Origin of the sequence: Dokdonia sp. 4H-3-7-5, from assembly GCF_000212355.1 — a bacterium.
GTDB lineage: Bacteria > Bacteroidota > Bacteroidia > Flavobacteriales > Flavobacteriaceae > Dokdonia.
The window spans coordinates 2,565,583-2,586,945 of sequence record NC_015496.1 but is presented as its reverse complement, the minus strand read 5'-3'; the positions used below and the strand labels follow the sequence as shown (position 1 = coordinate 2,586,945).

Genomic DNA, 21,363 nt, shown 5'->3' with positions numbered 1-21,363 from the left:
ATGGAATTATTTAGACCAGAAATCATACACAGTGCTGTAACGCTAGGGATTCTTATCGTTTTACGTATCATCACTTCTTATTTTGTACGTCGTTTTTCTGAGCGTAAAAACAAAGTAAAGAAACGTGCAAACCTAATTATGAAATATGTAGATGCAGTGCTTTTAATAATTGCATTTATTATAAGTATACTCATCTGGGGAATTAAAATAAAGGATATTGGAGTCATTGCTAGCTCTGTCTTTGCTATTATAGGTGTTGCATTTTTTGCGCAGTGGTCAGTGCTAAGTAATCTTACCTCTGGAGTAATCATATTTTTTACACTCCCATATAAAATAGGCGATCGTATCAAAATTCATGATAAAGACTTTCCTATTATTGCAATTATAGAGGACATTAAGGCTTTTCACACTAATCTACGTACTTCTGATGGCGGACTACACACCTACCCTAACAGTTTAATTCTTCAAAAAGGAATCACACTTGTAGAGGAAGGAATCTCTACAAATATCTTAGAGCAAAATCAACAAATGGACGAGGATGATCCCTTTAATAAAGCGGTTTAGGTTGTTAAAGAAACCTTAAAGGACTTAGGCTACCTTTCATAATCGGTATATTTGAGAAGTATCAAACTCCTCATTATTATGCGTAAATCCTATGCGATTTTAGCCTTTTTATTTGTCTTCGCTTTCGCGAAAATATATGCTCAAGGTTTTACCGTTCAACCTGTTAAACCAACAGCTAGCGAAATATATCAAGACCTTCAAAAACTCAACTTTCTTGGCTCCGTACTCTACGTCGCTGCACATCCAGATGATGAGAATACTACGGCTATTTCCTATTTCGCAAACACTGTCAAGGCAAGAACTGCCTATTTATCGCTTACGAGAGGTGATGGTGGTCAGAATATTATAGGTCCAGAATTACGAGAATTACTAGGAGTAATACGTACTAATGAGCTTCTAGCTGCTCGTGCAACAGATGGTGGAGAACAGCGCTTTACAAGAGCAAACGATTTTGGATATTCAAAACATCCAGATGAAACGCTCGCTATCTGGAACAAAGAAGAAGTGCTGGGAGATGTAGTCTGGGCAATACGAACTTTTAAACCAGATGTGATTATTAACCGCTTTAATCACAGAACACCGGGAAGTACACATGGTCATCATACATCAAGCGCCATGCTTTCTGTAGAAGCTTTTGATCTTGCGAGTGATACCTCAAAATATACAGACCAGTTACGATACACAGACACCTGGAAGCCTAGCAGACAGTTTTTTAATACCTCTTGGTGGTTTTACGGAAGCAAAGAAAAATTTGATGAGGCAGATAAATCTAAATTGGTTCAAGTAGACGTAGGTACCTACTACCCTAGTCTCGGACTCTCTAATACAGAAATCTCTTCCCTTAGTAGAAGTCAGCACAAGTCTCAAGGATTTGGAAATACGGGAAGCCGCGGTACAGAAGACACCTATTTTGAATTATTACGCGGTGAGATGCCAACTAATAACGACGTTTTTCAAGGAATCAATACTACTTGGACACGTGTAAAGGGAGGTGAAGCCATTAAAGCAATATTAGATCAGGTCGTTGCCGACTATGATTTTACTGCTCCAGAAAAAAGTATTCCTGAGCTAGCTAAAGCGTATGCACTTGTACAACAATTAGAAGATGCCCACTGGAAAACAATCAAAACCAAAGAACTACAAGATATCATCACTGCCTGTGCAGGAATATACTTAGAAGCAGCTGCAAATACTGGATATGCAACTTTAGGAAGCGAAGTAACCTTAAAAATTGAAGCGATAAACAGGAGTATGCAATCTGTTGTACTCAACAGCGCATTTATCACATCAAGCAATCAGCGACTAGCTAGCAACCAATCGCTAACTAACAACACCATACTTACTACAGAAGCAACAGTTACCATAGATGATTCTTTTAAAGATACCTCTGCATACTGGTTACGTGAGGAAGGAACTTTGGGAATGTACCGTGTAGACGATCCTACCATGATAGGAAAGCCAGAAACTCCACAACAAAACACGGTAAAGTTTGATCTTACCATTGCTGGAGTACCTATTTCGATAGAAAAACCAATTGTTTTTAAATACAATGATCGTGTGAAAGGCGAAGTGTATGAGCCTTTTGAAATAGTACCAGCAGTTTCATCAAAGCTAGACTCGAAGGTTATAATTTTCGCGAAAGCGGAATCAAAAAACATTCCCGTAACGGTAACAGCACATAAAGATAATTTTAGCGGAAACGTATCTCTCACTGCTCCTAGTGGATGGACCATCACACCGAAAAGTGTAAACGTATCCATAGCATCAAAAGGTACAGAACAGAAAGTCATATTCTCAGTAACACCTCCTAGCACTGATAGTGAAGGAGATCTCACTCCCGTAGTGACCGCCGGAAATAAAGCGTACACCAAGGAGCTTGTAACAATAGATTATGCGCATATTCCTTTGCAATCACTTTTCTTGCCTAACAAAGCAAAAATTGTAAGACTTGACATCGAGCGTAAAGGGGATTATATAGGGTACATTCAAGGTGCTGGAGATGCAGTGCCAGATAATCTCGCACAGATAGGCTACCAAGTAGCTATTATAGAACCTAGCACTATCACACCAGAACTGCTTGCACAATTTGACGCGGTGGTAGTAGGAATAAGAGCTTATAATGTAGTGGATGAGATGCAAGCAAAGCAGCCACTTTTACTCGATTACGTAAAGTCCGGCGGTACGCTTATCGCGCAGTACAATACTTCGGGTCGCTGGGGTGATACAAAAATAGGAGCTCCTTATGAGATGCAACTTAGTAGAGACCGTGTAACCGATGAGAATAGCGAAGTGAGAATCCTTGCCGAAAATCATCCAATCATGAATTTCCCAAATAAGCTCACTCAAAAGGATTTTAAAGGCTGGACGCAAGAACGTGGCCTTTATTTTCCAAACAAGTGGGATGATGCCTATACTCCTATTCTCTCTATGAATGATAAAGGAGAAACGGCAAAGGATGGTAGTTTGCTAGTCGCTCCATATGGTGACGGGCACTACATATATACAGGGTTAAGCTTTTTTAGAGAACTACCAGCAGGAGTGTCTGGAGCTTATAAATTATTTGCAAATATGCTAAGTATAGGAAAGCAAGAAAAGAGCGAGATAAAGCAATGAAAAATGTATCCAAATACCCATGGAAAAAGAAGTATACCATAGTATTGCTGGTCAATCTAGCTTACATTATCGTGTTTTATCTATTAATGACCTCATTCTCTTAATATGGAAATAATAGATTGGGCAGTACTAGCATTTACGCTCATTTTTATAGTTGTTTACGGAACCTATAAAACACAAGGAAGTAAGAATGCAGAAGAATATATAAGAGGTGGTAATACCTCAAAATGGTGGACGGTAGGCCTTTCTGTAATGGCTACACAAGCAAGTGCCATCACTTTTTTATCTACCACAGGTCAGGGATTTTATGACGGTATGGGATTTGTCCAGTTTTATTTTGGGCTTCCTATTGCGATGATTGTGATTTGTTTGGTGTTTATACCTATTTATCACAGGCTAAAGGTGTTTACAGCCTATGAATATCTAGAAAGTCGTTTTGATTTAAAAACGAGATCACTCGCAGCTATCTTATTTTTAATACAACGTAGTCTCGCTGCAGGGATTACCATTTATGCACCAGCTATTATTCTCTCGGCAGTATTGGGTTGGGACCTCACTACGCTCAATATTATTATAGGGATTGTGGTGATTATATATACCGTTTCTGGTGGTACAAAAGCCGTAAGCATTACTCAGAAACAGCAAATGGCGGTGATTTTTGCTGGTATGGCAATTGCCTTTTACCTTATTCTTGATAAACTTCCGGAGAACATCAGTTTTACAGATGCCTTGAGTATCGCAGGTGCTGGCGAAAAAATGAATCTGTTAGATTTCTCTTTTGATTTAAGCAATAGATACACGGTATGGACAGGCTTACTAGGAGGAACTTTTTTAATGCTTTCCTACTTTGGTACAGATCAAAGTCAAGTGCAACGCTACCTTTCTGGGAAGAATGTAAAGGAAATGCAAATGGGTCTTCTCTTTAACGGAGCCTTAAAAATCCCGATGCAGTTTTTCATCCTCCTTGTGGGAGTGATGGTTTTTGTTTTTTATCAGTTTAATAGTGCGCCGCTACACTTTAATCCTGCCGCGACAGAAGCCGTGAAGACTTCTATATATGCGAGCGAATTTGAATCCCTCGAACAACAACTCGCTCAAAACCAAAACAACCAAAAAGAAGCTGCCTTTAATTATGCTAAAGATCCTACACTCGATATTTATGAAGAGAATGGAGCTCAAAAATCTTTAATAGATAAATACGAAGGTATTGACAAGGAAATAAGATCTGTGGGTAAAGTGCTCATTGCAAAAGCAGCTCCAGAGGTAGAAAATAATGACAAAGATTACGTCTTTATCCACTTTATACTCAATAACCTTCCTAACGGACTAATAGGCTTATTACTTGCTGTAATACTGAGCGCTGCAATGTCATCTACTGCGTCAGAACTTAATGCGCTAGGCGCAACTACCTCTGTAGATCTTTATAAACGTAATTATAAAGGAACTATGACAGACAGACATTACGTGCGCAGCACCAAAGGCTTTACACTTATGTGGGGAGTGCTCGCCATAATTGTAGCTTGTACGGCAAGTCTATTTGAAAACTTAATCCAGCTTGTAAATATCATAGGTTCTATTTTTTACGGTAATATTCTTGGGATATTTTTACTTGCATTCTTTATCAAATTTGTAAAAAGTAATGCCGTGTTCATAGCAGCACTCATTACGCAAGTAATCATTATCATCGTTTACGGACTCATACATTTTGAGATTATAGAATTCCCATATCTATGGCTCAACGTGGTAGGATGCGCCCTCGTAATGGGACTAGCCCTGTTACTACAAGTAAGCTTTGGAGGTTCTCAGGATGATTAATAATGGGTTATTACGCTTTCGCGAAAATGTGAAACAACTAATTAGTATCGCTATAATTAAATACGATCTACATGACTAAAGAAACTAACTGGGCAATACTAGGCTGCGGAAAGATAGCTGACAAATTTGCAAATGATGTGCAACTTACTGAAGGAGCACAACTTTATGCTGTAGCAAGTAGAAATCTTGACAATGCAGCAGCTTTTAAGGATACTCATAATGCTATTGTTGCATATGGTAGCTATGAAGAGATGCTTCAAGACCCTAAAGTAGATATTGTTTACATTGCTACACCTCACATGTTTCATAAAGAGCAAACGCTTTTATGTCTCACACATAAAAAAGCAGTTCTTTGCGAGAAAGCTTTTGCTATGAATCTTGAGGAAGTTGAGGAAATGATTGCTTTCGCGAAAGCGCAACAAACCTTTTTAATGGAAGCACTGTGGACGCACTTCTTACCTCATTATCAATTTGTATTGGAAACTGTTCATAGTGGAGATTTCGGAGAGATCACAAATCTCAGTGCAAACTTTGGTTTTGACGCAGTTTACGATGTAAATGCACGCTTATATAATAAGTCACTCGGTGGCGGTAGTTTACTAGACGTTGGTATTTATCCAGTGTTTGCAGCACTAACACTTTTGGGATATACTGAAAATATAAGTGCTCGGGCTCTATTGGGTCCCACAGGTGTAGATCATCATTGCTCCATGAAATTAGAATATCCTAATCAAGTAGAAGCAAATTTATTTTCGGCTATTGATGAAAAAACAGACACTACTTGTCACATCACTTTAGAACATGGAGAAATACTGATAAACAGCCGTTTTCATGAGCCAACTAATGTGACAATCATTACCAATGGTACTTCAAAAACATATGATTTCCCAGTTCCGGAAGGTGTGAATGGGTATCATTATGAGATACTGCACTGCCAGAAAATGCTTGAAAACAATAAGACGGAAAGTGATATTATGACTTTTGATAAGAGTACAGATCTTATTAAAATGCTAGATACCATTAGAAAAAACATTGGGTTAGTGTACTGATAAAAAACTACAAACGGATTTAGATTACAAATTATCACAGTTCGGTCATTGATTTTTACAGTTGGGTAATGGAAGATTTTTTTCGCGAAAGCGTGATGATATATTTACATCATCAACAAAAAACAATAACTATCTAATACTATCAATTATGAGAACAATTATCTTTTTATTACTCGCAGCTGTTTCAACAATTTCTTTTGGACAAGAAACAAAAGGAGTTACCATCACGGTAACCATTCCTAACTTAACTAATAATGATGGTTCTGCCTCTGCAGCGCTATATAATGAGGCGACCTTTATGAAAGCTGCCCCAATAGATTCTCAGGCAGCAACGCCAGAAAACAATATGGTTACCTTAGTTTTTGAAAATGTAGCGCCTGGAGATTATGGGATTATAACGCTACATGATCAAAATGGAAATAACCGCATGGATTTTGAAGCAAACGGGATGCCTAAGGAGGATTATGCAACTTCTGGTAGTGGTACAGGTTTTGGACCGCCTAGCTGGAACAATGCAAAATTTACAGTAGGTACAGAAGATGTTCAACTAGAAATTAAAATGTAATATTACTTTCTACATATTACAAAGCCAGCAGTAATCTGCTGGCTTTTTTGCTATAAGAAAAAACTTATAAATTGATGTTGTACATAGTTACACTCAATGATTTTCTTACTTTTGTGTTATATATTAGAACATGACTATTACTCAACTTAAATATGTGCTTGCGGTGGCAGAGCACCAAAATTTTACAAGAGCAGCTCAAAAGACATTTGTTACTCAGCCTACGCTTAGTATGCAAATACAAAAGCTTGAAGATGAGCTAGACATCCTTATTTTTGACCGTAGCAAGAAGCCTATTGAACTTACAGAAATAGGGTCAAAAATTGTACACCAAGCCCGTAATATTGTAAACGAAGCAAACCGTATTACAGATATTGTAGATCAACAGAAGGGGTATATAGGAGGTGAGTTTAAACTAGGAGTTATTCCAACGGTAATGCCTACGCTACTCCCGATGTTTCTTACTAATTTTATAAAAAAATACCCTAAGGTTAAGCTCAAAATTGAAGAGCTCAATACAGATCAAATCATGGAAAAACTTGAGGAAGGACATCTAGACGCCGCTATCGCGGCAACTCCTCTTGAGAACCCTATGATTAAAGAGAGACCTCTTTATTACGAACCTTTTGTAGCATACGTTCCACAAAACCATAGACTGAGTAGTAAGGATATTTTGGAAACTACAGATTTAGACATGCAAGATATGCTCGTGCTAGAGGACGGACATTGTTTTAGAGATGGTGTGATTAATCTCTGTGCAACACCTAGAAATATGAATAATGAGAAATTCTCATTAGAAAGCGGAAGTTTTGAAACGCTCGTAAAACTAGCAAATGAAGGTTTAGGCATGACGCTTTTACCGTATCTACATACACTTGATATACCTGTAAAAGAAAAACAACTTTTTAAATCATTTAAAGAACCTTCTCCTGCTAGAGAAATAAGTATTATCTATCATAAGAGCGAACTTAAAATACAAATTATAGAGGCCTTAAGATCTACAATCGCTGGAGTGGTAAAAGGTGCAATTACATTTCAAAATGTGCAAATAATAAGCCCTATTTCAAAATAAGCGCTCATTTAACACTAAAAAAGCCCCATTACTGGGGCTTTTTTTATTGTTTTAAATAAATTAGACAATGACCAAGATCAGGATTGGTTTTTACCAAAGCATTAATCCAGATTCTAAGTTCATCTATTTCATAAGGTAATAGTCGTTTAATTGCTTTCTCTAGTTCTTTACAAAATAGTGTGCTATCAAAACTTACCTTATCTAAAATAGTTTTTGTGTATTCAAACATTGCTCTCGCCATATTCGAAGGGTTTTATAGGGTTAGATTATTAAAAGTAGTTTGATGCTATAGGCTATGATTTAAATTTTTGAACTCTATAAATATAAGATATAAAGAGTAATACAACCTCTATCATACTACTTTTTAACATCTTAAATTAAAGTTAAATACTTGTTAAATAAGTAGTTGCAAGATTTCTCAAAATCGATTATCACCGTCAAGTAAATCTCCTAAGCCTCCTAGTATAGAGCCCTCACCCCTTTGTTTGCCTCCTGCCTTTGGAGCCATTGCTAGCACACGGTTTGCAAGACGACTAAAAGGAAGTGACTGTATATAAACAGTTCCAGGACCACTTAATGTGGCAAAAAACAACCCTTCTCCACCAAAAATGGTGTTCTTAATACCTCCTACAAATTCTATATCATACGTTACCGTACTATCAAAACCTATGATACATCCAGTATCTACTTTTAAACGCTCCCCAGGAGCAAGTTCTTTTTTAAGAGTTGTTCCTCCTGCGTGTACAAATGCAATACCATCGCCTTCTAGACGCTGCATGATAAATCCTTCTCCACCAAAAAGGCCCCTACCTAGCTTACGCGAAAATTCTATTCCAACAGAAACACCTTTTGCTGCGCAAAGAAACGCATCTTTCTGGCAGATAAACTTCCCTCCTATTTTATCAAGATCTATAGGAATTATTTTACCTGGATATGGAGAAGCAAAGCTTACTTTCTTCTTACCTATTACATCATTATAAAAAGCTGTCATGAATAAACTTTCTCCAGTAAGTAAACGCTTTCCTGCTCCAAAAATTTTACCCATTAAACCTGTATCCTTTGCAGAGCCATCGCCAAAAATGGTTTCCATGCGGATACCATCTTCCATCATCATAAAGCTACCAGCCTCTGCAATAACACCTTCCTGCGGATCTAACTCTACCTCTACATATTGCATCTCTTCTCCAAAGATCTCGTAGTCTATTTCATGTGCGTTCATTCTTTTTGATTTTTTGATTGTAGCTATAGGTAGCTATAAACCCAATCTTGTTACACTGATTTAAAAAAGAAAAAGCCCAAAGATATCTTCGGGCCTAATTTTAAAATAATTTTTAATTACAAGGATTGTAAAGTATATAACCTAGAAACTGTGATTACATGACACTCATCTTCTTCAACATTAAAAGTCTCTGTTATAATGGTCTGGAAATTCTCTTTTTGAATAATTAAAAAATAACTCCCCGCTCGCTCATCTGGTCCTACGTACACTCCAGAACTTTCTTCTGTAAGCGCAGCTTCAAACTGTTGATCCTTAGCAACGATACTTACTCCTTCTAATAAAGAATTATCTTCTGTATTTCTAACCGTAATTCTAAAAGAAGGGACCACCTCAGTAGTACAAATTACCTCTGCTGGACTAGGTGAATCGTCATCACCACAGGAAATAAACATTACTAGACAGCATATAACAAGTAAATATTTCATAGACTCTAATTATTTTATACTAAGATACTTCTTTACTACTTCAAAATGAATATGTGCACTATAGATTATCTAGCTGGTTGCTGTTTTTATCATCACTTATTGTCCAGAAAAAGCCCACAAAAAAGAACTGATCAGTCGCTGGGCGTAATGCTCTACGGTCAAAGGTACCTGCAGGATTAGGAGCATCTGCATATTGATATCCATTTACGTTTCTTAATCCAAGTACATTGTTTACAGAAAAATACAGGATCTTTTGCTGCGATAATAAATACGCCCAGTTTATACTTAAACTATTAAAGGACTTTGCGTTTGCTTGTAAGAAGCCAGCGCTATTCTTATCTGTATAGGTACGCCCAGAACTATGCTGAAAACTTACACCCACTTGCGATTTCCAATCTTCTACAAAATACTTTCCCACCACAGATATATTATGAGGACTCGCGAAAGATGGTCTTGCCTGTTCCTCAAAATTGAGATATTTCCTTTCTGAATCTAAGTAGGAATAGCTCACCCAGTAATCCATATTTTTTATACTGGTATTATCTCTCCAAAAAACATCCACTCCCTGCGCATAACCTTTTCCCTCATTTGCAAAAACGCTCTCTGGACTATTAAACACAGTATTAGAAGTAATCAAATCACTATAACTCTTACGATACGCCTCTGCTCTAAAGATCCGACCATTGTTGCTATACTGATAGTTTGCTATGTAATGCGTAGTCTTTTGAGCATCAAGATCAAGACTAAATTTTAAAAAGTCATTAAGCGGATTTTGATAAAAGTCACCATAAGCCAAAGAAAACTGACTGTTTTTACCTGTTTTATAGGCTACGCTCGCTCTAGGCGAAAATGTGACTCCTTCCATATAATCTGTATAACTCGCCCTAGCGCCCAGCTTCACTGCAAAATTGCGAGAGAAGATGATATCACTTTCAACAAAAGCCGCAGTAATATTACTCTTAAAATCGTAGGCAGCTACAATGTTCTGATCATCAAAGACTCCATTAAAATCCTCCTGAAAATCTGTTATAAAATGTTCTGCGCCAAATGCTAATTTAAGTCTGTTTGAAAAACGCTTTTTAATTTTTACTTTAAGATGTGCGCTATTTTCTTTGTTATCGATGTTAGTAGCCGATTGTAGGGATGTATCATTTTGTGCACTCGTATAACTTCCTCCCGTTTGTATACTCCAGGTGTCACTTAACATTCCAGTATAATTCGTGTTTATGTAGACATTTGTATTTTTTAAGCCTAGCGTGAATCCTTCTGGATTATTAATATCTTCTTGCGTAATGTCAAAACTTGTCTTGTCTCCTGCTGCATATAATTTAAACAAACCATTTTCTGTCCTGTAGCGATAGACCGCTTCTCCAGAAAAGGTCTGAAAAGGCTTATTAAAATTATTACGATTAGAAAACAATGCCACATAGGGAGCAAGATTTATGTAGGACGTACTTACACTGAGGGAACTCTTCTCCCATTTTCTAGTAATTCCTAGTCCGCCGCCCACAGACATTAGGGAGATATCTGTCTTATTTTGATCTGGCTCATCTATGGTATTCAGTAATAAAACACTTGACAAAGCCTCTCCATACTCGGCCGAGTATCCTCCCGTGGAAAACGTAATCCCGTCAAAAAGAAAAGGACTATATCTGCCTCGAGTAGGCGTATTATTTGCGGTTGGTGTATACGGAGTAAAGACACGTATGCCATCTATAAATATCTGTGTTTCTCCGGCATCTCCTCCACGCACAAAGAGTCTACCATCCTCTGCAACGGTAGTTGTACCAGGTAGCGTTTGTAAAGCACCTACAAAATCTCCTAGCGCACTTGCCGTAGTCACAACATCCAGCGGCTTGAGCACAGAGACTTTACTATTATCACTAGCCTCAAAGGTCCCTGCCGAAAGTACAACTGTATCTAGTGAGTTTACATCTTCCTGCAATGTGATTTTAAGGTCTTTAAAAGTCGTTACTTCCATAAATGACTCATACGGTTCGTATGATAAGAAGGTGACTTTAAGTAACTTCGTTCCCTCTTCACTTGTGGTAAAAGAGAATGATCCATCTGCTGTGGTACTGGCTCCATCATAAGTGCCATCTATAAAAATGTTTGCACCTTCTATGGGAATTCCTTTCGAGTCTGTGACTTTTCCCGAGACGACGGTCTGGGCAGCTAATTGATAACATAATAGGCAAACGAGAATGTGTAAGAGTGATTTCATAAATAGTTCGGTTGATTGATTGTTGAGCAAATATGGAGCGAACTACGCTTTCGCGAAAGCGTAATACTCCCAACCGTCATTTTAGAGTTCCCAGTTGTAAATCATAAGGTTGAAGTCCTAAAAAAATTTTTTTCACATAGAAGTTTAAGAAGGTTTTAAAGCAAGAAAAATATTTATAACGTTTGCGTAATGACCATAACATTTGATTTTATCTGAGAAGTAAAAAATTTCAAAAAAAAATCAAACTAAAATTAATTATTTAATGAACTATAAACGTGTTTACTAAAGCTACAACAAGCAATATTTAGTGATTGATTTTACTAAAACGTAACATATGAGGATGTGCTTACACAACTATTATATCTATATTTATCCCGTTGAAAGTTCAAGAATTTAACAAGTAAGAAAAAACCTCTGCAATTAGGGAGCAGAGGTTTTTTTCTTTTAGGCATCTACTAATTGATCATCTCAAGCGTCAATTATATAGAGTAACTTGGACGTTACCAGAAATAGACTAAAACTTTTAGAATTATTCTGTAACACTTTGTAAGAAATCTCTACTTACCATTAACTAAGCCACCAACCATTGGATAAAACAGTCGAAGATAATTTTGTAAACCTTCTGGAAGAGAACCAGAACATTGTGCATAAGATATGCCGTTTGTATACCAACAATCGGGATCAACACAATGATCTTTTTCAAGAGATTACGATACAATTATGGCGTGCCTTCCCTAAGTTTAGAGGAGACTCAAAGTTCAGTACGTGGATGTACCGCGTGGGATTAAATACCGCCATCACTTTATATCGTAAATCTAAGAGAACGGTGCAGACTCAAGATTTTGATTCTGTCATGTTTCGTATATCATCAGAAGAATATGATGATACCGTGGAGCAGCAATTAAAGTTGATGTATAGTGCAGTAAAAGAGCTTAATGATATAGATAAGGCACTCGTCTTTTTATATCTAGAAGATAAAAACTACAGTGAAATCTCTGAAACCCTAGGTATATCAGAGGTAAATGCAAGAGTGAAGATGAACAGAGTGAAGAAAAAGCTCAAAAAAATATTAAATCCATAAGCTATGGTAGATGAACTAGAAATGCTAAAGAAAGATTGGCAAAAGCAGGAAGGATCACTTCCTAAATATACGAAGGCAGACTTGTACCCTATGCTACTTAAGAAGTCTTCTTCAGTAGTGAAGTGGATACTTTTTATAAGTATTGCAGAGTTTGCGGTATGGATATTACTCAGCTTCGGAATTAAAATTTCTGGAGACGACGCCTCAAACGTAAAAACTGTAATAGGAGATTCAGTAGAATATATTTCAACAGGAATTCACCTAGCAGCGCTTATATTCTTCATTGGCTGGTTTTATAAAAATTATAAAAAAATTGAAAACACGGACTCTCCAAGAGTACTAATGCAAAATATTTTAAACACACGTAAAACCGTAAAATATTATATATGGTTTAACCTTGCGTTTCTTGTACTTGGGACTGTAGGTGCATTTGTTTTGATAGAGGCAACGCATCCAGAGTTCCTTTCTACAGATAGTCTCTTTCTAGCTGTAATAAGTTTGATTATTATGCTCGCTTTAGCGATTGGCATTCTCCTTATTATATATAGACTACTATATGGTCGTCTTTTAAGGAGGCTCAAAGCAAATTACAATCAACTTAAAAAATTGGAACTTTAAATCTAGGGGGTTTGAATTCTGATTAAGGCAATAGGTCAAGCTGTTGCCTTTTAAGCATATAAAAAGCGAGAGCGACCTTACGGTCGCTCTCGCTTTTTTTTCTTAGTAAGGTGAGCATATTAATACTCCCACTTTCTCTTTTTATTAAGTTCTTCTTCTGCTTCTATCTCTTCCGTTGGGATGACCTTTAAGAAAGATGGATGTTGCTCGATTGCATATTCTAGTTGCTCTACAATTTTCTCTACAGAGTCGTTTTCGTAATCTATTACTAGCGGTTCTTTTACTTCAAAAGATTGAAGAATACCACGTTTTTTAATACGTAATCCTTTCTTGTCAAAACTCCTTCTAAAACCATCTATCACAATAGGCACAACGATAGGTTTATAGTTCTTAATAATGTGAGCAGTTCCTTTTCTAATGGGTTTCCATGGTTTTGTAGTTCCTTGCGGGAACGTAATTACCCAGCCATCATCTAGCGCTATTCCTATATTCTCAGTATCCTTAAGGTTTACCTGGCGATCTATTTCTTTACCTTTTTCTCTCCAGGTACGACTTACTGTAATTGCTCCTGCATAAGCCAGTATGCGCGGTAGTAAACCAGCCTTCATCGTTTCTCCAGCGGCAACGTAGTATAGGTTAAGTTTTGGATCCCACAGATATCCTATATTTTTTATAGAATCTGTACGACCACTTAAACTCGCGTTAAAGACGTGAAACATGGAAACCACGTCTGCAAAATATGTCTGGTGATTTGAAACAAATAATACGTTCCTATCTGGAAGATTAGTCAGTATTTCAGAACCTACTATCTGTAATTCATTAAACCCGCGATAACGTCTATGCGTCATTGCACCAGCAATTCTTATGAGCCAGCGTTTTAAGAATAGTATATGTCCAAATGGATTTTTTTTAAATATCCCCATTATTTAGTTTAAAGTTGGATGCGTTTGAGTGCGCTTTCGCGAAAGCGTACTTGGTTACAAACAGCCTGTAAAGATACAAAAGGCGTTACAATTTTAAAGAAGTGTTAAGAAGCGATCGTACCTCACTGAGCATCATTGCTGTAGCTCCCCAAACAATATGACCTTGCAATTTATATGCTGGTACCTCCATATCATCCATATAGGAGGTAGAGAGTTTTTGCGTTGTTATACAATCGTCAGAGAGGAACTCAGATAGTGGCACGGGGATCAAAGACTCAACCTCGCTTTCTTGAGCAATAAATGCAGGAGTATGATCTAGATGTCCTATGAAAGATTGTACCCAGAAATTACTAGGTGGTATATAAATATTTGTGAGTTCGCGAGTGATTGCAACGCGAGATTGGGGTACGCCCACCTCCTCTTCTGTCTCTCGTAACGCTGTATGTGCGAGGTCTCTATCTGTAAGTTCTACCTTTCCTCCAGGAAAGCCTACTTGATTAGAATGTACACCTTCATAGGTCTTACGTAAGATGAGTATAAACTCCGTATCACCATCTGGCGTAGGATAAAATAAGCACATCACACCAGCTTGTCTTGGGTTGCGCTTTGTGATTTCTAGTTCCTCGAGTTCTTTAAGTCGTTCTGTGGGTGCCATCTCTAGTTGCACATCGCGCCCTGGAAGCGGGAGATTTCCTATTTTTGAAGCTAATTCTAAAAATGATTCAAATTTCATTTATGCGTACGTATCTCTGGATTATTATAGCGCTGCTAGCGAGCACAAGTTGTCAAGATAAGAAATCTGCACCTAATTCTGTAAAGGAAGAAGTGGCAAAAAAAGACACGCTAGCACTACAACAAAAAGACATCAAAAAAGTAGATCCATCACTGGTAATGGGTACTATAAAAGAGCCTACAATTTCTGGTCAAGAAATGGTCATTGATTTTCTTACGGCTTATGGAGAAGAGAATCCTGAGACTAAGGTTAAGATTACCACCCGTTTTGGAGAAATAGAAGTGGAGCTTTTTACAGATACTCCGCTACACAGAGCAAACTTTATCATGCTCGTAAAAAACGGCTATTTTAATACGACGCAGTTCCACCGAGTGTCACCTAATTTTGTGGTACAAGGAGGTAATAATGATACGCAAGGCACTGCGCGCAACAGAGCGAGTTTTGGGAGTTATTTAATACCAAATGAAGCAAATCCTAGCCATACGCACACGCGAGGAGCATTTTCATCGGCTAAGTATACCGAGCAAAATGTGAGTAATGCGACTGCTCCTTTTGAGTTTTTTATTGTGCAACCAGAACGTGGAGCGCATCACCTTGATGGGGATCACACTGTTTTTGGCAGAGTGACTAAGGGAATGGATGTTGTGGATGAAATTAATAAGTTAAAAGTGGACGGCAGCGAGTGGCCAGTTGCAAATGTATATATGAAAATTGCCCTTATTGATTAAGCGTCTTTTTCTTCTTTACACACATTCTATCCGCGTTGCCTCCGTGCTTCAAAAACTAAGATTCCCGCAGCAACTGAGACATTCATAGAGTCTATTTTACCTCTCATCGGGATTTTAATATTTGTACCTACAGTGCGCCATTCTTGAGATAACCCTGTAGCTTCTGTTCCTACCACTATTGCTGTAGGCGTTGTATAATCTTGTGCTGCATAATCTACCGCCTCTTGTAAAATAGCACTGTAAACCGCTATTCCTTTTTCTTGTAAAAATGAAATCACCTCAGCAGTTGTTCCTGTTGCAATTTGTGTGGTAAACACACAGCCCACGCTTGATCGTATGATATTAGGATTGTATAAATCTGTTTTGGGATTTGCGATAATTACTGCATCTACCCCAGCTGCGTCTGCTGTTCTTAGTAGTGCGCCTATATTTCCTGGTTTCTCTGGTGCTTCGGCAATTAATAGTAGCGGATTTTCAGGTAGCGCCAACTCTTGTAAGGTTTTAGTTTCCGCTTTCGCGAAAGCGATAATTCCCTCCGTTCCTGCTCTATAAGCAACTTTCTGGTATACCTCGGTAGATAAACTTGTCATCATCGCTGTGCCATTTACCATCCCAGCAACCTCATCTTCTGAAATTACAGCTTCATTAAAATAAACCTCTGTAATCTCGTATCCTGCGGCAATAGCAAGTTCTATCTCCCTCACACCTTCTATAATAAAACCACCCTCCTTCTTACGTGCGCGTGACTTATCTTGAAGTTGTAACAGCCTTTTTACAGCTGGATTCTGGATACTAGAAATATATTTTGACATAGCACAAATGTAGAATATTCTGAAGATTAGAGAAAAACTAGAAGAAAATAGTTCCGCTTTCAATAATGTAAAGTATATTTGACATTATAACAAATTAACTTTCCATAAAGTAAAGCTAGGTTGTTTTCACTTAAACGTTATTATTATGAATTTTAAAAAAATAATTGCCTGCGAGCGCAAGAGCCTTGAGAAGCTTAGTAAATTTCAATTACCACATAAATTCAAAAGAATAGGCTGGGTTTTGTTTATTGCTTCTTTTGTCTCTCTAATTGCAACAAGTATTATCGTAACAGATGATTCCCTAAAGTCTACCATTATTGTTATTGTAAAATATACAATGCTCATAGGTCTTCTTGTAGTATCGCTATCAAAAGAACCTATAGAAGATGAGTTTATAAGAAGTATACGTATGAGGTCTTATTATATGATTGCTTTTATTGTAGGCGTGCTACAAACGCTTGTGATGCCTTTTATAAATCTAGGAGCAGATGCTTTAATAAATGGTGGCTCATCTCTCAAGCCTGTGAATGACTTCTTTGTATTATGGGTGTTGTTGTTCTGTCAGATTCTATTTTTTCATTTATTTAAAAGTGGTGCAGATGAATAATACACTTAAAGTAGAACGTGCCATTCTTAACCTCACTCAAGATGATCTTGCCAAAAAAATAGGTGTCTCAAGGCAAACCATTAATTCGATAGAAAAAAATCGCTATGTTCCCTCTACGGTACTTGCTCTAAAACTTTCTGAGTTATTTGAAAAACCGGTAAATGAATTTTTCTCTTTATCTGAAAATGATTGACGAGTTTTGTAAGACTATAAATTCCATACGACTACCTTACAAATTCTAACCAATTAATATATTATGAACAAATCTATCCTATTGCTTGCTGGACTTATTGCTTTTGCAAGTTGTAAAAATGAACCAACCGTAAACACCGAAGAAGTTGCTGTCGTAGAAACTCCATCAAGAGTGTACCCAGATCAAATTTCTAAAGTTTTTGAAGCGCACGGAGGTATTGACACTTGGAATAACATGAATAACTTATGTTTTACCTTACCTAAAGGAGACATAAACGAAATACACACGGTTGATCTTAAATCTCGTAAAATACGTATTGAGACTAAAGATTTTGTACTAGGATATGATGGTAAAGACTTATGGTTAAAACAAGATACCATCGCTTTCCAACCAGAGAGAGCTCGTTTTTATCATAATTTGATGTTTTATTTTTATGCAATGCCATTTGTACTAAGTGATGAAGGAATCACATACTCAGAGGTTCCTGCTTTAGAAATGGATGGTGTAAGCTACCCTGGGACTAAAATTAGCTTTGGTAGCGACGTAGGGGATAGTCCTGATGATAATTACATCCTATATAATGATCCTACTACGAATGAAATGGCATGGCTAGCGTATACAGTGACAGCAGGTAGTGATGGACCAAGTGAACGTTACAGCTTTATTAAATATGCAACATGGCAAAATGTAAATGGTCTTAAGTTACCTAGCGAACTACAATGGTACAAGGTAGTAGATGGCAAGCCTACAGAAATGAGAAATGCTATGAATTTTACAAATCCTACAGCAACTGCGACTAAACTAGATATTGCTACTTTTTCAAAGCCTGAAGGTGGAGTACTTGTAGAGTAGATAATCATCTTATACAAAATATAAACAAACGCCATTCTAAATGAATGGCGTTTTATTTTTACCACAACTTACTGATTATCAAAACCAAAAACCCTAATCTATTACTATCAGCATACTGCATCTTAGTGCTATTTAGTCCTATTTCTGATTAAAATCTATTAGATTTACTTTACAAACAAAATGCATAATGTTAGTTAGCTAGTTATCTATATATGAAATACTACAGCCTTAATAAGCAAGCGCAAACGGTCACTTTTGATGAAGCAGTAATACGAGGAATTGCTCCAGATAAAGGACTTTACTTTCCTGAAAACATCCCAGTACTTCCTGCTACCTTTTGGGAACATCTTGAGCATTTATCTAAAGAAGAGATCGCTGTAGAAGTTATGAAACCTTTTGTAGGTGATAGTATGGACGAGGCTACGCTTACAGAAATTGTAGCAGATGTACTTTCTTTTGATTTCCCGCTAGTTCCTATAGAAGATAATGTGGCAACGCTAGAACTTTTTCATGGACCTACTATGGCCTTTAAAGATGTAGGAGCTCGCTTTATGGCGCGATGTCTAGGTCACTTCTTAAAAGAACGTAATCAACAAGAAGAAGTTACCGTACTAGTAGCTACCAGCGGTGACACCGGTGGAGCTGTTGCTAGAGGTTTTTATAAAGTGCCAGGTATAAAAGTGGTAATCCTCTACCCTTCTGGTAAAGTATCTGATGTGCAAGAGCGACAGCTCACCACCTTAGGAGAAAATATCACCGCACTTGAAGTTGATGGTACTTTTGATGATTGCCAGGCAATGGTGAAGAAGGCATTTATAGATCAAGAAATTACAAGTACAAAACAACTCACCTCTGCAAATAGTATTAATGTCGCAAGATGGCTTCCGCAGTCATTGTATTATTTATTTGCTTATAAAGAATTAAAAAAGCAAGGAAAAGCAGATTCCCTCGTGTTTTCTGTTCCTAGCGGGAACTTTGGTAATATATGTGCCGGTATGGTAGCGCATATGATGGGAATGCCGGTGCACCAATTTGTAGCAGCGGTAAATAGTAATACTACGATTCCTAGGTTTATGCAAAGTGGAAAGTATACTCCTACGGCAACGGTTGCAACGATAAGTAATGCCATGGATGTAAGTGACCCTAGCAATTTTATTAGAGTACTACAGTTATTTGAAAACGACAGACAGTTATTGTCTCAAAAGTTTTCATCATACTCCTATTGTGATAATGCAACACGTGGTGCGATGCTCGATTTGCATGAAAATCATAATTACATAGCAGATCCTCACGGCGCCGTGGGATACTTAGGAGTCAAGGCCTATTTAAAAGATCATCCAGAAGCTTATGGAGTCTTTTTAGAAACCGCACATCCCGTAAAGTTTTTACCAGCAGTTACGCCTGTAGTAGGTAACATTGATCTCCCCGAACAAATCAAAGAGTTAATGAATAAAAAGATGGATACCATCCCCGTGAAGCATTATGAAGAGTTAAAGACGTATTTGTTGGAATAGTTCGCTTTCGCGAAAATCGTCCAGAATTCTTTTCAGGAAGCATTAATAATCTAATATCAATTAAAGAAGAACACTATCTTTTAAAATAATTATAGCCAATAGCATCAATATTGAAGCGTTCTCACGACAGTCATGCAAACGTCTTATAAAATCATAAGCGGACTAGGTTATTAATCCCAATCTACAATGGCTGCTGTATTCCCAGAGAGTACTCGTATGTATTTTGTGCCCTTTACGATCTCTGCGTGTTTAAGGGCAAGACGCTTAATTTTATAGGTATATCTTGTATCTAGAAGATTACCTTGCTCATCATAGTATTCAAGTCGGTTGAAACGTTTTGCAGCATTTGATCTAAACACTGTACGCTTTTTTCCAAATCGTTTCTTTAAAATTTCATCAAAAGATTCGAGGTTCTTAATTCCATAATTAATCACCCAGATATCACTTACCTCCTCTTCTTGTCCATCACCACTGTCTAAGTCGGCATAGCTCATCCCTGAGATGATTACTTCGTTATTTTCTTTTTGTAAAGCACTTGTGAGATATTCTTTACCAGAGCCACCCAGTTCTAGCTCCCATCTTACGATACCTACTTTATTAATTTTAATGATAGAAAAGTCTTCGGTAACTCCGCCATTTTGAGTAGTTCGGTATTGATTTTTTGCTATAATTGCTTTTGTACCTCCTAGTAGAATATCGCCATTATCTAGCTCCTGTAGGGAGGTAAGCTTATCATCTGTAAAATTTCCAAAACTACGCTGCCACAATATATTACCATGACTATCTATCTTAACAACCCACCAGTCTGTTCCTCCTAAATTTTTAGTTGTTTTTGTTCCACCTATTCCAGACTCAGAGATACCACCCAGTATAAAACCTCCATCTTGAGTGGCAATGGTTTTAACAATCTGATCGTCTTTTGCTCCACCTATAGTGGTAGACCATTCTAGATTTCCTGTCTTCCCGTAACTTGCTACATAAAAATCTTTATCACCTAAGGTAGTAGCGTCGTCAGTTATAGCTTTGGTCGTATATCCTGCAGCTAGTGTACTTCCGGCTGCCGAGATGGTAACACTACGCAATTTACGCTCTGTACCAGCAAGCTTATTTTTATTCCAATTCATCTGTAAAGCTGGGTCAAGATGTAGTCTCCACAAGTCATCTTGAGATGCTGTGATTTTAATCTCTGTAACTTCTTGTTCTAAAAATGTAGGGTCACTGTAGCTATCTTCTAGCGTTTTATAACTTGATCTACTTGAACGCACCATTCTAGATTGAATCTTTTGTGGTGGTTCAGGATTTTGAGAAATAGCAAATTCGTCTGTATTTATGGATGCTATACTATCTGCGTTTATTACTGTGGATCTAATAAGCCTAGCCTCTTCTGCCGATTGAAAAATTCTTTTAAGAACGGCTTTATTTCTTGAAGCTACGAGTCTCTCCCAGTCTACAGCGCCTTCTCCATCTAGCTTGACCATCCAGACATCGGTCTCTGCAGTTGCATACTGATCTAATGTGGTTTTTTTATTAGTATGCCCACCTATAATGTAACCACCGTCTGTAGTTAATTGAGCCTCTGTTGTTCTATCTACAGGGTAAGTATCAAGTCTTTTCTCCCATATAACTCCTTCTTGTGACCACGCAAGAACTGGTATCAAGACAAGTAAAAAAAGAACGGTTATATTTCTCATAATCATTA

Annotated in this window: 21 protein-coding genes; 13 read left to right on the top strand and 8 right to left on the bottom strand. The window is 37.4% G+C overall.

Annotated features, from left to right (window positions below; all coding sequences use genetic code 11):
• From KRODI_RS11540 to KRODI_RS11515, 6 genes are all read left to right on the top strand, one after another.
• Entirely contained in the window at positions 1–564 is a 564-nt protein-coding gene (locus tag KRODI_RS11540; RefSeq protein WP_013751779.1) for a mechanosensitive ion channel domain-containing protein, read from the top strand.
• A gap of 78 nt (positions 565–642) precedes the next feature.
• A complete protein-coding gene (locus KRODI_RS11535) occupies positions 643–3,177 on the top strand; it encodes a PIG-L family deacetylase (protein ID WP_013751778.1) in 2,535 nt (844 codons plus the stop codon).
• A 105-nt stretch (positions 3,178–3,282) separates the two neighbouring features.
• Positions 3,283–4,992, top strand: a complete 1,710-nt coding sequence (locus tag KRODI_RS11530; protein WP_013751777.1) for a sodium:solute symporter — start codon at positions 3,283–3,285, stop codon at positions 4,990–4,992.
• 71 nt (positions 4,993–5,063) lie between these two features.
• Complete coding sequence (locus KRODI_RS11525) at positions 5,064–6,041, top strand: Gfo/Idh/MocA family protein (RefSeq protein ID WP_013751776.1); 978 nt, start codon at positions 5,064–5,066, stop codon at positions 6,039–6,041.
• A gap of 148 nt (positions 6,042–6,189) precedes the next feature.
• Positions 6,190–6,606 (top strand): DUF2141 domain-containing protein, encoded by a 417-nt coding sequence (locus tag KRODI_RS11520; RefSeq protein WP_013751775.1) that lies wholly within the window; start codon positions 6,190–6,192, stop codon positions 6,604–6,606.
• Positions 6,607–6,736: 130 nt separating this feature from the next.
• Entirely contained in the window at positions 6,737–7,675 is a 939-nt protein-coding gene (locus KRODI_RS11515; RefSeq protein WP_013751774.1) for a hydrogen peroxide-inducible genes activator, read from the top strand.
• Between the two features lie 43 nt (positions 7,676–7,718).
• On the opposite strand, the gene KRODI_RS11510 is transcribed toward KRODI_RS11515, so the two are convergent.
• The 4 genes from KRODI_RS11510 to KRODI_RS11495 form a co-directional block, all read right to left on the bottom strand.
• A complete protein-coding gene (locus tag KRODI_RS11510; RefSeq protein ID WP_013751773.1) occupies positions 7,719–7,916 on the bottom strand; it encodes a hypothetical protein in 198 nt (65 codons plus the stop codon).
• A gap of 177 nt (positions 7,917–8,093) precedes the next feature.
• Positions 8,094–8,894, bottom strand: a complete 801-nt coding sequence (locus KRODI_RS11505; protein WP_013751772.1) for a TIGR00266 family protein — start codon at positions 8,892–8,894, stop codon at positions 8,094–8,096.
• Between the two features lie 116 nt (positions 8,895–9,010).
• On the bottom strand, positions 9,011–9,379 hold the full coding sequence (locus tag KRODI_RS11500) for a hypothetical protein (protein ID WP_013751771.1): 369 nt from the start codon (positions 9,377–9,379) through the stop codon (positions 9,011–9,013).
• 58 nt (positions 9,380–9,437) lie between these two features.
• Entirely contained in the window at positions 9,438–11,603 is a 2,166-nt protein-coding gene (locus tag KRODI_RS11495; protein WP_013751770.1) for a TonB-dependent receptor, read from the bottom strand.
• A 586-nt stretch (positions 11,604–12,189) separates the two neighbouring features.
• On the opposite strand from KRODI_RS11495, the gene KRODI_RS11490 reads away from it, so the two are divergent.
• A complete protein-coding gene (locus KRODI_RS11490) occupies positions 12,190–12,684 on the top strand; it encodes an RNA polymerase sigma factor (protein ID WP_013751769.1) in 495 nt (164 codons plus the stop codon).
• A gap of 3 nt (positions 12,685–12,687) precedes the next feature.
• The gene (locus KRODI_RS11485) at positions 12,688–13,302 is read left to right on the top strand and encodes a hypothetical protein (RefSeq protein ID WP_013751768.1); all 615 of its coding nucleotides are present in this window, start codon (positions 12,688–12,690) and stop codon (positions 13,300–13,302) included.
• A 119-nt stretch (positions 13,303–13,421) separates the two neighbouring features.
• On the opposite strand, the gene KRODI_RS11480 is transcribed toward KRODI_RS11485, so the two are convergent.
• Together KRODI_RS11480 and KRODI_RS11475 are read right to left on the bottom strand one after the other, a co-directional pair.
• Positions 13,422–14,225, bottom strand: a complete 804-nt coding sequence (locus KRODI_RS11480; protein ID WP_013751767.1) for a lysophospholipid acyltransferase family protein — start codon at positions 14,223–14,225, stop codon at positions 13,422–13,424.
• Positions 14,226–14,310: 85 nt separating this feature from the next.
• Positions 14,311–14,958: an NUDIX hydrolase gene (locus KRODI_RS11475; protein ID WP_013751766.1), complete on the bottom strand. Its 648-nt coding sequence runs from the start codon at positions 14,956–14,958 to the stop codon at positions 14,311–14,313.
• Between KRODI_RS11475 and KRODI_RS11470 the strand changes: the two genes are divergently transcribed.
• Positions 14,943–15,686: a peptidylprolyl isomerase gene (locus tag KRODI_RS11470; protein ID WP_237699370.1), complete on the top strand. Its 744-nt coding sequence runs from the start codon at positions 14,943–14,945 to the stop codon at positions 15,684–15,686. The two genes, KRODI_RS11475 and KRODI_RS11470, sit on opposite strands and share 16 nt — an antisense overlap.
• Positions 15,687–15,712: 26 nt before the next feature.
• On the opposite strand, the gene KRODI_RS11465 is transcribed toward KRODI_RS11470, so the two are convergent.
• Complete coding sequence (locus KRODI_RS11465) at positions 15,713–16,498, bottom strand: TrmH family RNA methyltransferase (protein ID WP_013751764.1); 786 nt, start codon at positions 16,496–16,498, stop codon at positions 15,713–15,715.
• Positions 16,499–16,643: 145 nt separating this feature from the next.
• On the opposite strand from KRODI_RS11465, the gene KRODI_RS11460 reads away from it, so the two are divergent.
• The 4 genes from KRODI_RS11460 to thrC all read left to right on the top strand — a co-directional run bounded on the left by KRODI_RS11460 (position 16,644) and on the right by thrC (position 19,664).
• Complete coding sequence (locus KRODI_RS11460) at positions 16,644–17,105, top strand: hypothetical protein (RefSeq protein WP_013751763.1); 462 nt, start codon at positions 16,644–16,646, stop codon at positions 17,103–17,105.
• Entirely contained in the window at positions 17,098–17,298 is a 201-nt protein-coding gene (locus tag KRODI_RS11455) for a helix-turn-helix transcriptional regulator (RefSeq protein WP_013751762.1), read from the top strand. The genes KRODI_RS11460 and KRODI_RS11455 overlap by 8 nt, the downstream gene beginning before the upstream one ends.
• A gap of 63 nt (positions 17,299–17,361) precedes the next feature.
• Positions 17,362–18,150, top strand: a complete 789-nt coding sequence (locus tag KRODI_RS11450; RefSeq protein ID WP_013751761.1) for a DUF6503 family protein — start codon at positions 17,362–17,364, stop codon at positions 18,148–18,150.
• 212 nt (positions 18,151–18,362) lie between these two features.
• Positions 18,363–19,664, top strand: coding sequence for a threonine synthase (thrC, locus tag KRODI_RS11445; RefSeq protein WP_013751760.1), 1,302 nt, complete (start codon positions 18,363–18,365; stop codon positions 19,662–19,664).
• A 170-nt stretch (positions 19,665–19,834) separates the two neighbouring features.
• Here thrC and KRODI_RS11440 read toward each other — a convergent pair whose 3' ends face one another.
• The gene (locus tag KRODI_RS11440) at positions 19,835–21,355 is read right to left on the bottom strand and encodes a hypothetical protein (RefSeq protein ID WP_041295691.1); all 1,521 of its coding nucleotides are present in this window, start codon (positions 21,353–21,355) and stop codon (positions 19,835–19,837) included.
• Between the last annotated feature and the right edge of the window lie 8 nt (positions 21,356–21,363).

Bases quoted from the DNA above. Each gene is read 5' to 3' on its own strand.
- KRODI_RS11540 (WP_013751779.1), top strand. From the start codon at position 1: ATGGAATTATTTAGACCAGAAATCATACACAGTGCTGTAACGCTAGGG.
- KRODI_RS11535 (WP_013751778.1), top strand. From the start codon at position 643: ATGCGTAAATCCTATGCGATTTTAGCCTTTTTATTTGTCTTCGCTTTC.
- KRODI_RS11530 (WP_013751777.1), top strand. From the start codon at position 3,283: ATGGAAATAATAGATTGGGCAGTACTAGCATTTACGCTCATTTTTATA.
- KRODI_RS11525 (WP_013751776.1), top strand. From the start codon at position 5,064: ATGACTAAAGAAACTAACTGGGCAATACTAGGCTGCGGAAAGATAGCT.
- KRODI_RS11520 (WP_013751775.1), top strand. From the start codon at position 6,190: ATGAGAACAATTATCTTTTTATTACTCGCAGCTGTTTCAACAATTTCT.
- KRODI_RS11515 (WP_013751774.1), top strand. From the start codon at position 6,737: ATGACTATTACTCAACTTAAATATGTGCTTGCGGTGGCAGAGCACCAA.
- KRODI_RS11510 (WP_013751773.1), bottom strand. From the start codon at position 7,916: ATGGCGAGAGCAATGTTTGAATACACAAAAACTATTTTAGATAAGGTA.
- KRODI_RS11505 (WP_013751772.1), bottom strand. From the start codon at position 8,894: ATGAACGCACATGAAATAGACTACGAGATCTTTGGAGAAGAGATGCAA.
- KRODI_RS11500 (WP_013751771.1), bottom strand. From the start codon at position 9,379: ATGAAATATTTACTTGTTATATGCTGTCTAGTAATGTTTATTTCCTGT.
- KRODI_RS11495 (WP_013751770.1), bottom strand. From the start codon at position 11,603: ATGAAATCACTCTTACACATTCTCGTTTGCCTATTATGTTATCAATTA.
- KRODI_RS11485 (WP_013751768.1), top strand. From the start codon at position 12,688: ATGGTAGATGAACTAGAAATGCTAAAGAAAGATTGGCAAAAGCAGGAA.
- KRODI_RS11480 (WP_013751767.1), bottom strand. From the start codon at position 14,225: ATGGGGATATTTAAAAAAAATCCATTTGGACATATACTATTCTTAAAA.
- KRODI_RS11470 (WP_237699370.1), top strand. From the start codon at position 14,943: ATGATTCAAATTTCATTTATGCGTACGTATCTCTGGATTATTATAGCG.
- KRODI_RS11475 (WP_013751766.1), bottom strand. From the start codon at position 14,958: ATGAAATTTGAATCATTTTTAGAATTAGCTTCAAAAATAGGAAATCTC.
- KRODI_RS11465 (WP_013751764.1), bottom strand. From the start codon at position 16,498: ATGTCAAAATATATTTCTAGTATCCAGAATCCAGCTGTAAAAAGGCTG.
- KRODI_RS11460 (WP_013751763.1), top strand. From the start codon at position 16,644: ATGAATTTTAAAAAAATAATTGCCTGCGAGCGCAAGAGCCTTGAGAAG.
- KRODI_RS11455 (WP_013751762.1), top strand. From the start codon at position 17,098: ATGAATAATACACTTAAAGTAGAACGTGCCATTCTTAACCTCACTCAA.
- KRODI_RS11450 (WP_013751761.1), top strand. From the start codon at position 17,362: ATGAACAAATCTATCCTATTGCTTGCTGGACTTATTGCTTTTGCAAGT.
- thrC (WP_013751760.1), top strand. From the start codon at position 18,363: ATGAAATACTACAGCCTTAATAAGCAAGCGCAAACGGTCACTTTTGAT.
- KRODI_RS11440 (WP_041295691.1), bottom strand. From the start codon at position 21,355: ATGAGAAATATAACCGTTCTTTTTTTACTTGTCTTGATACCAGTTCTT.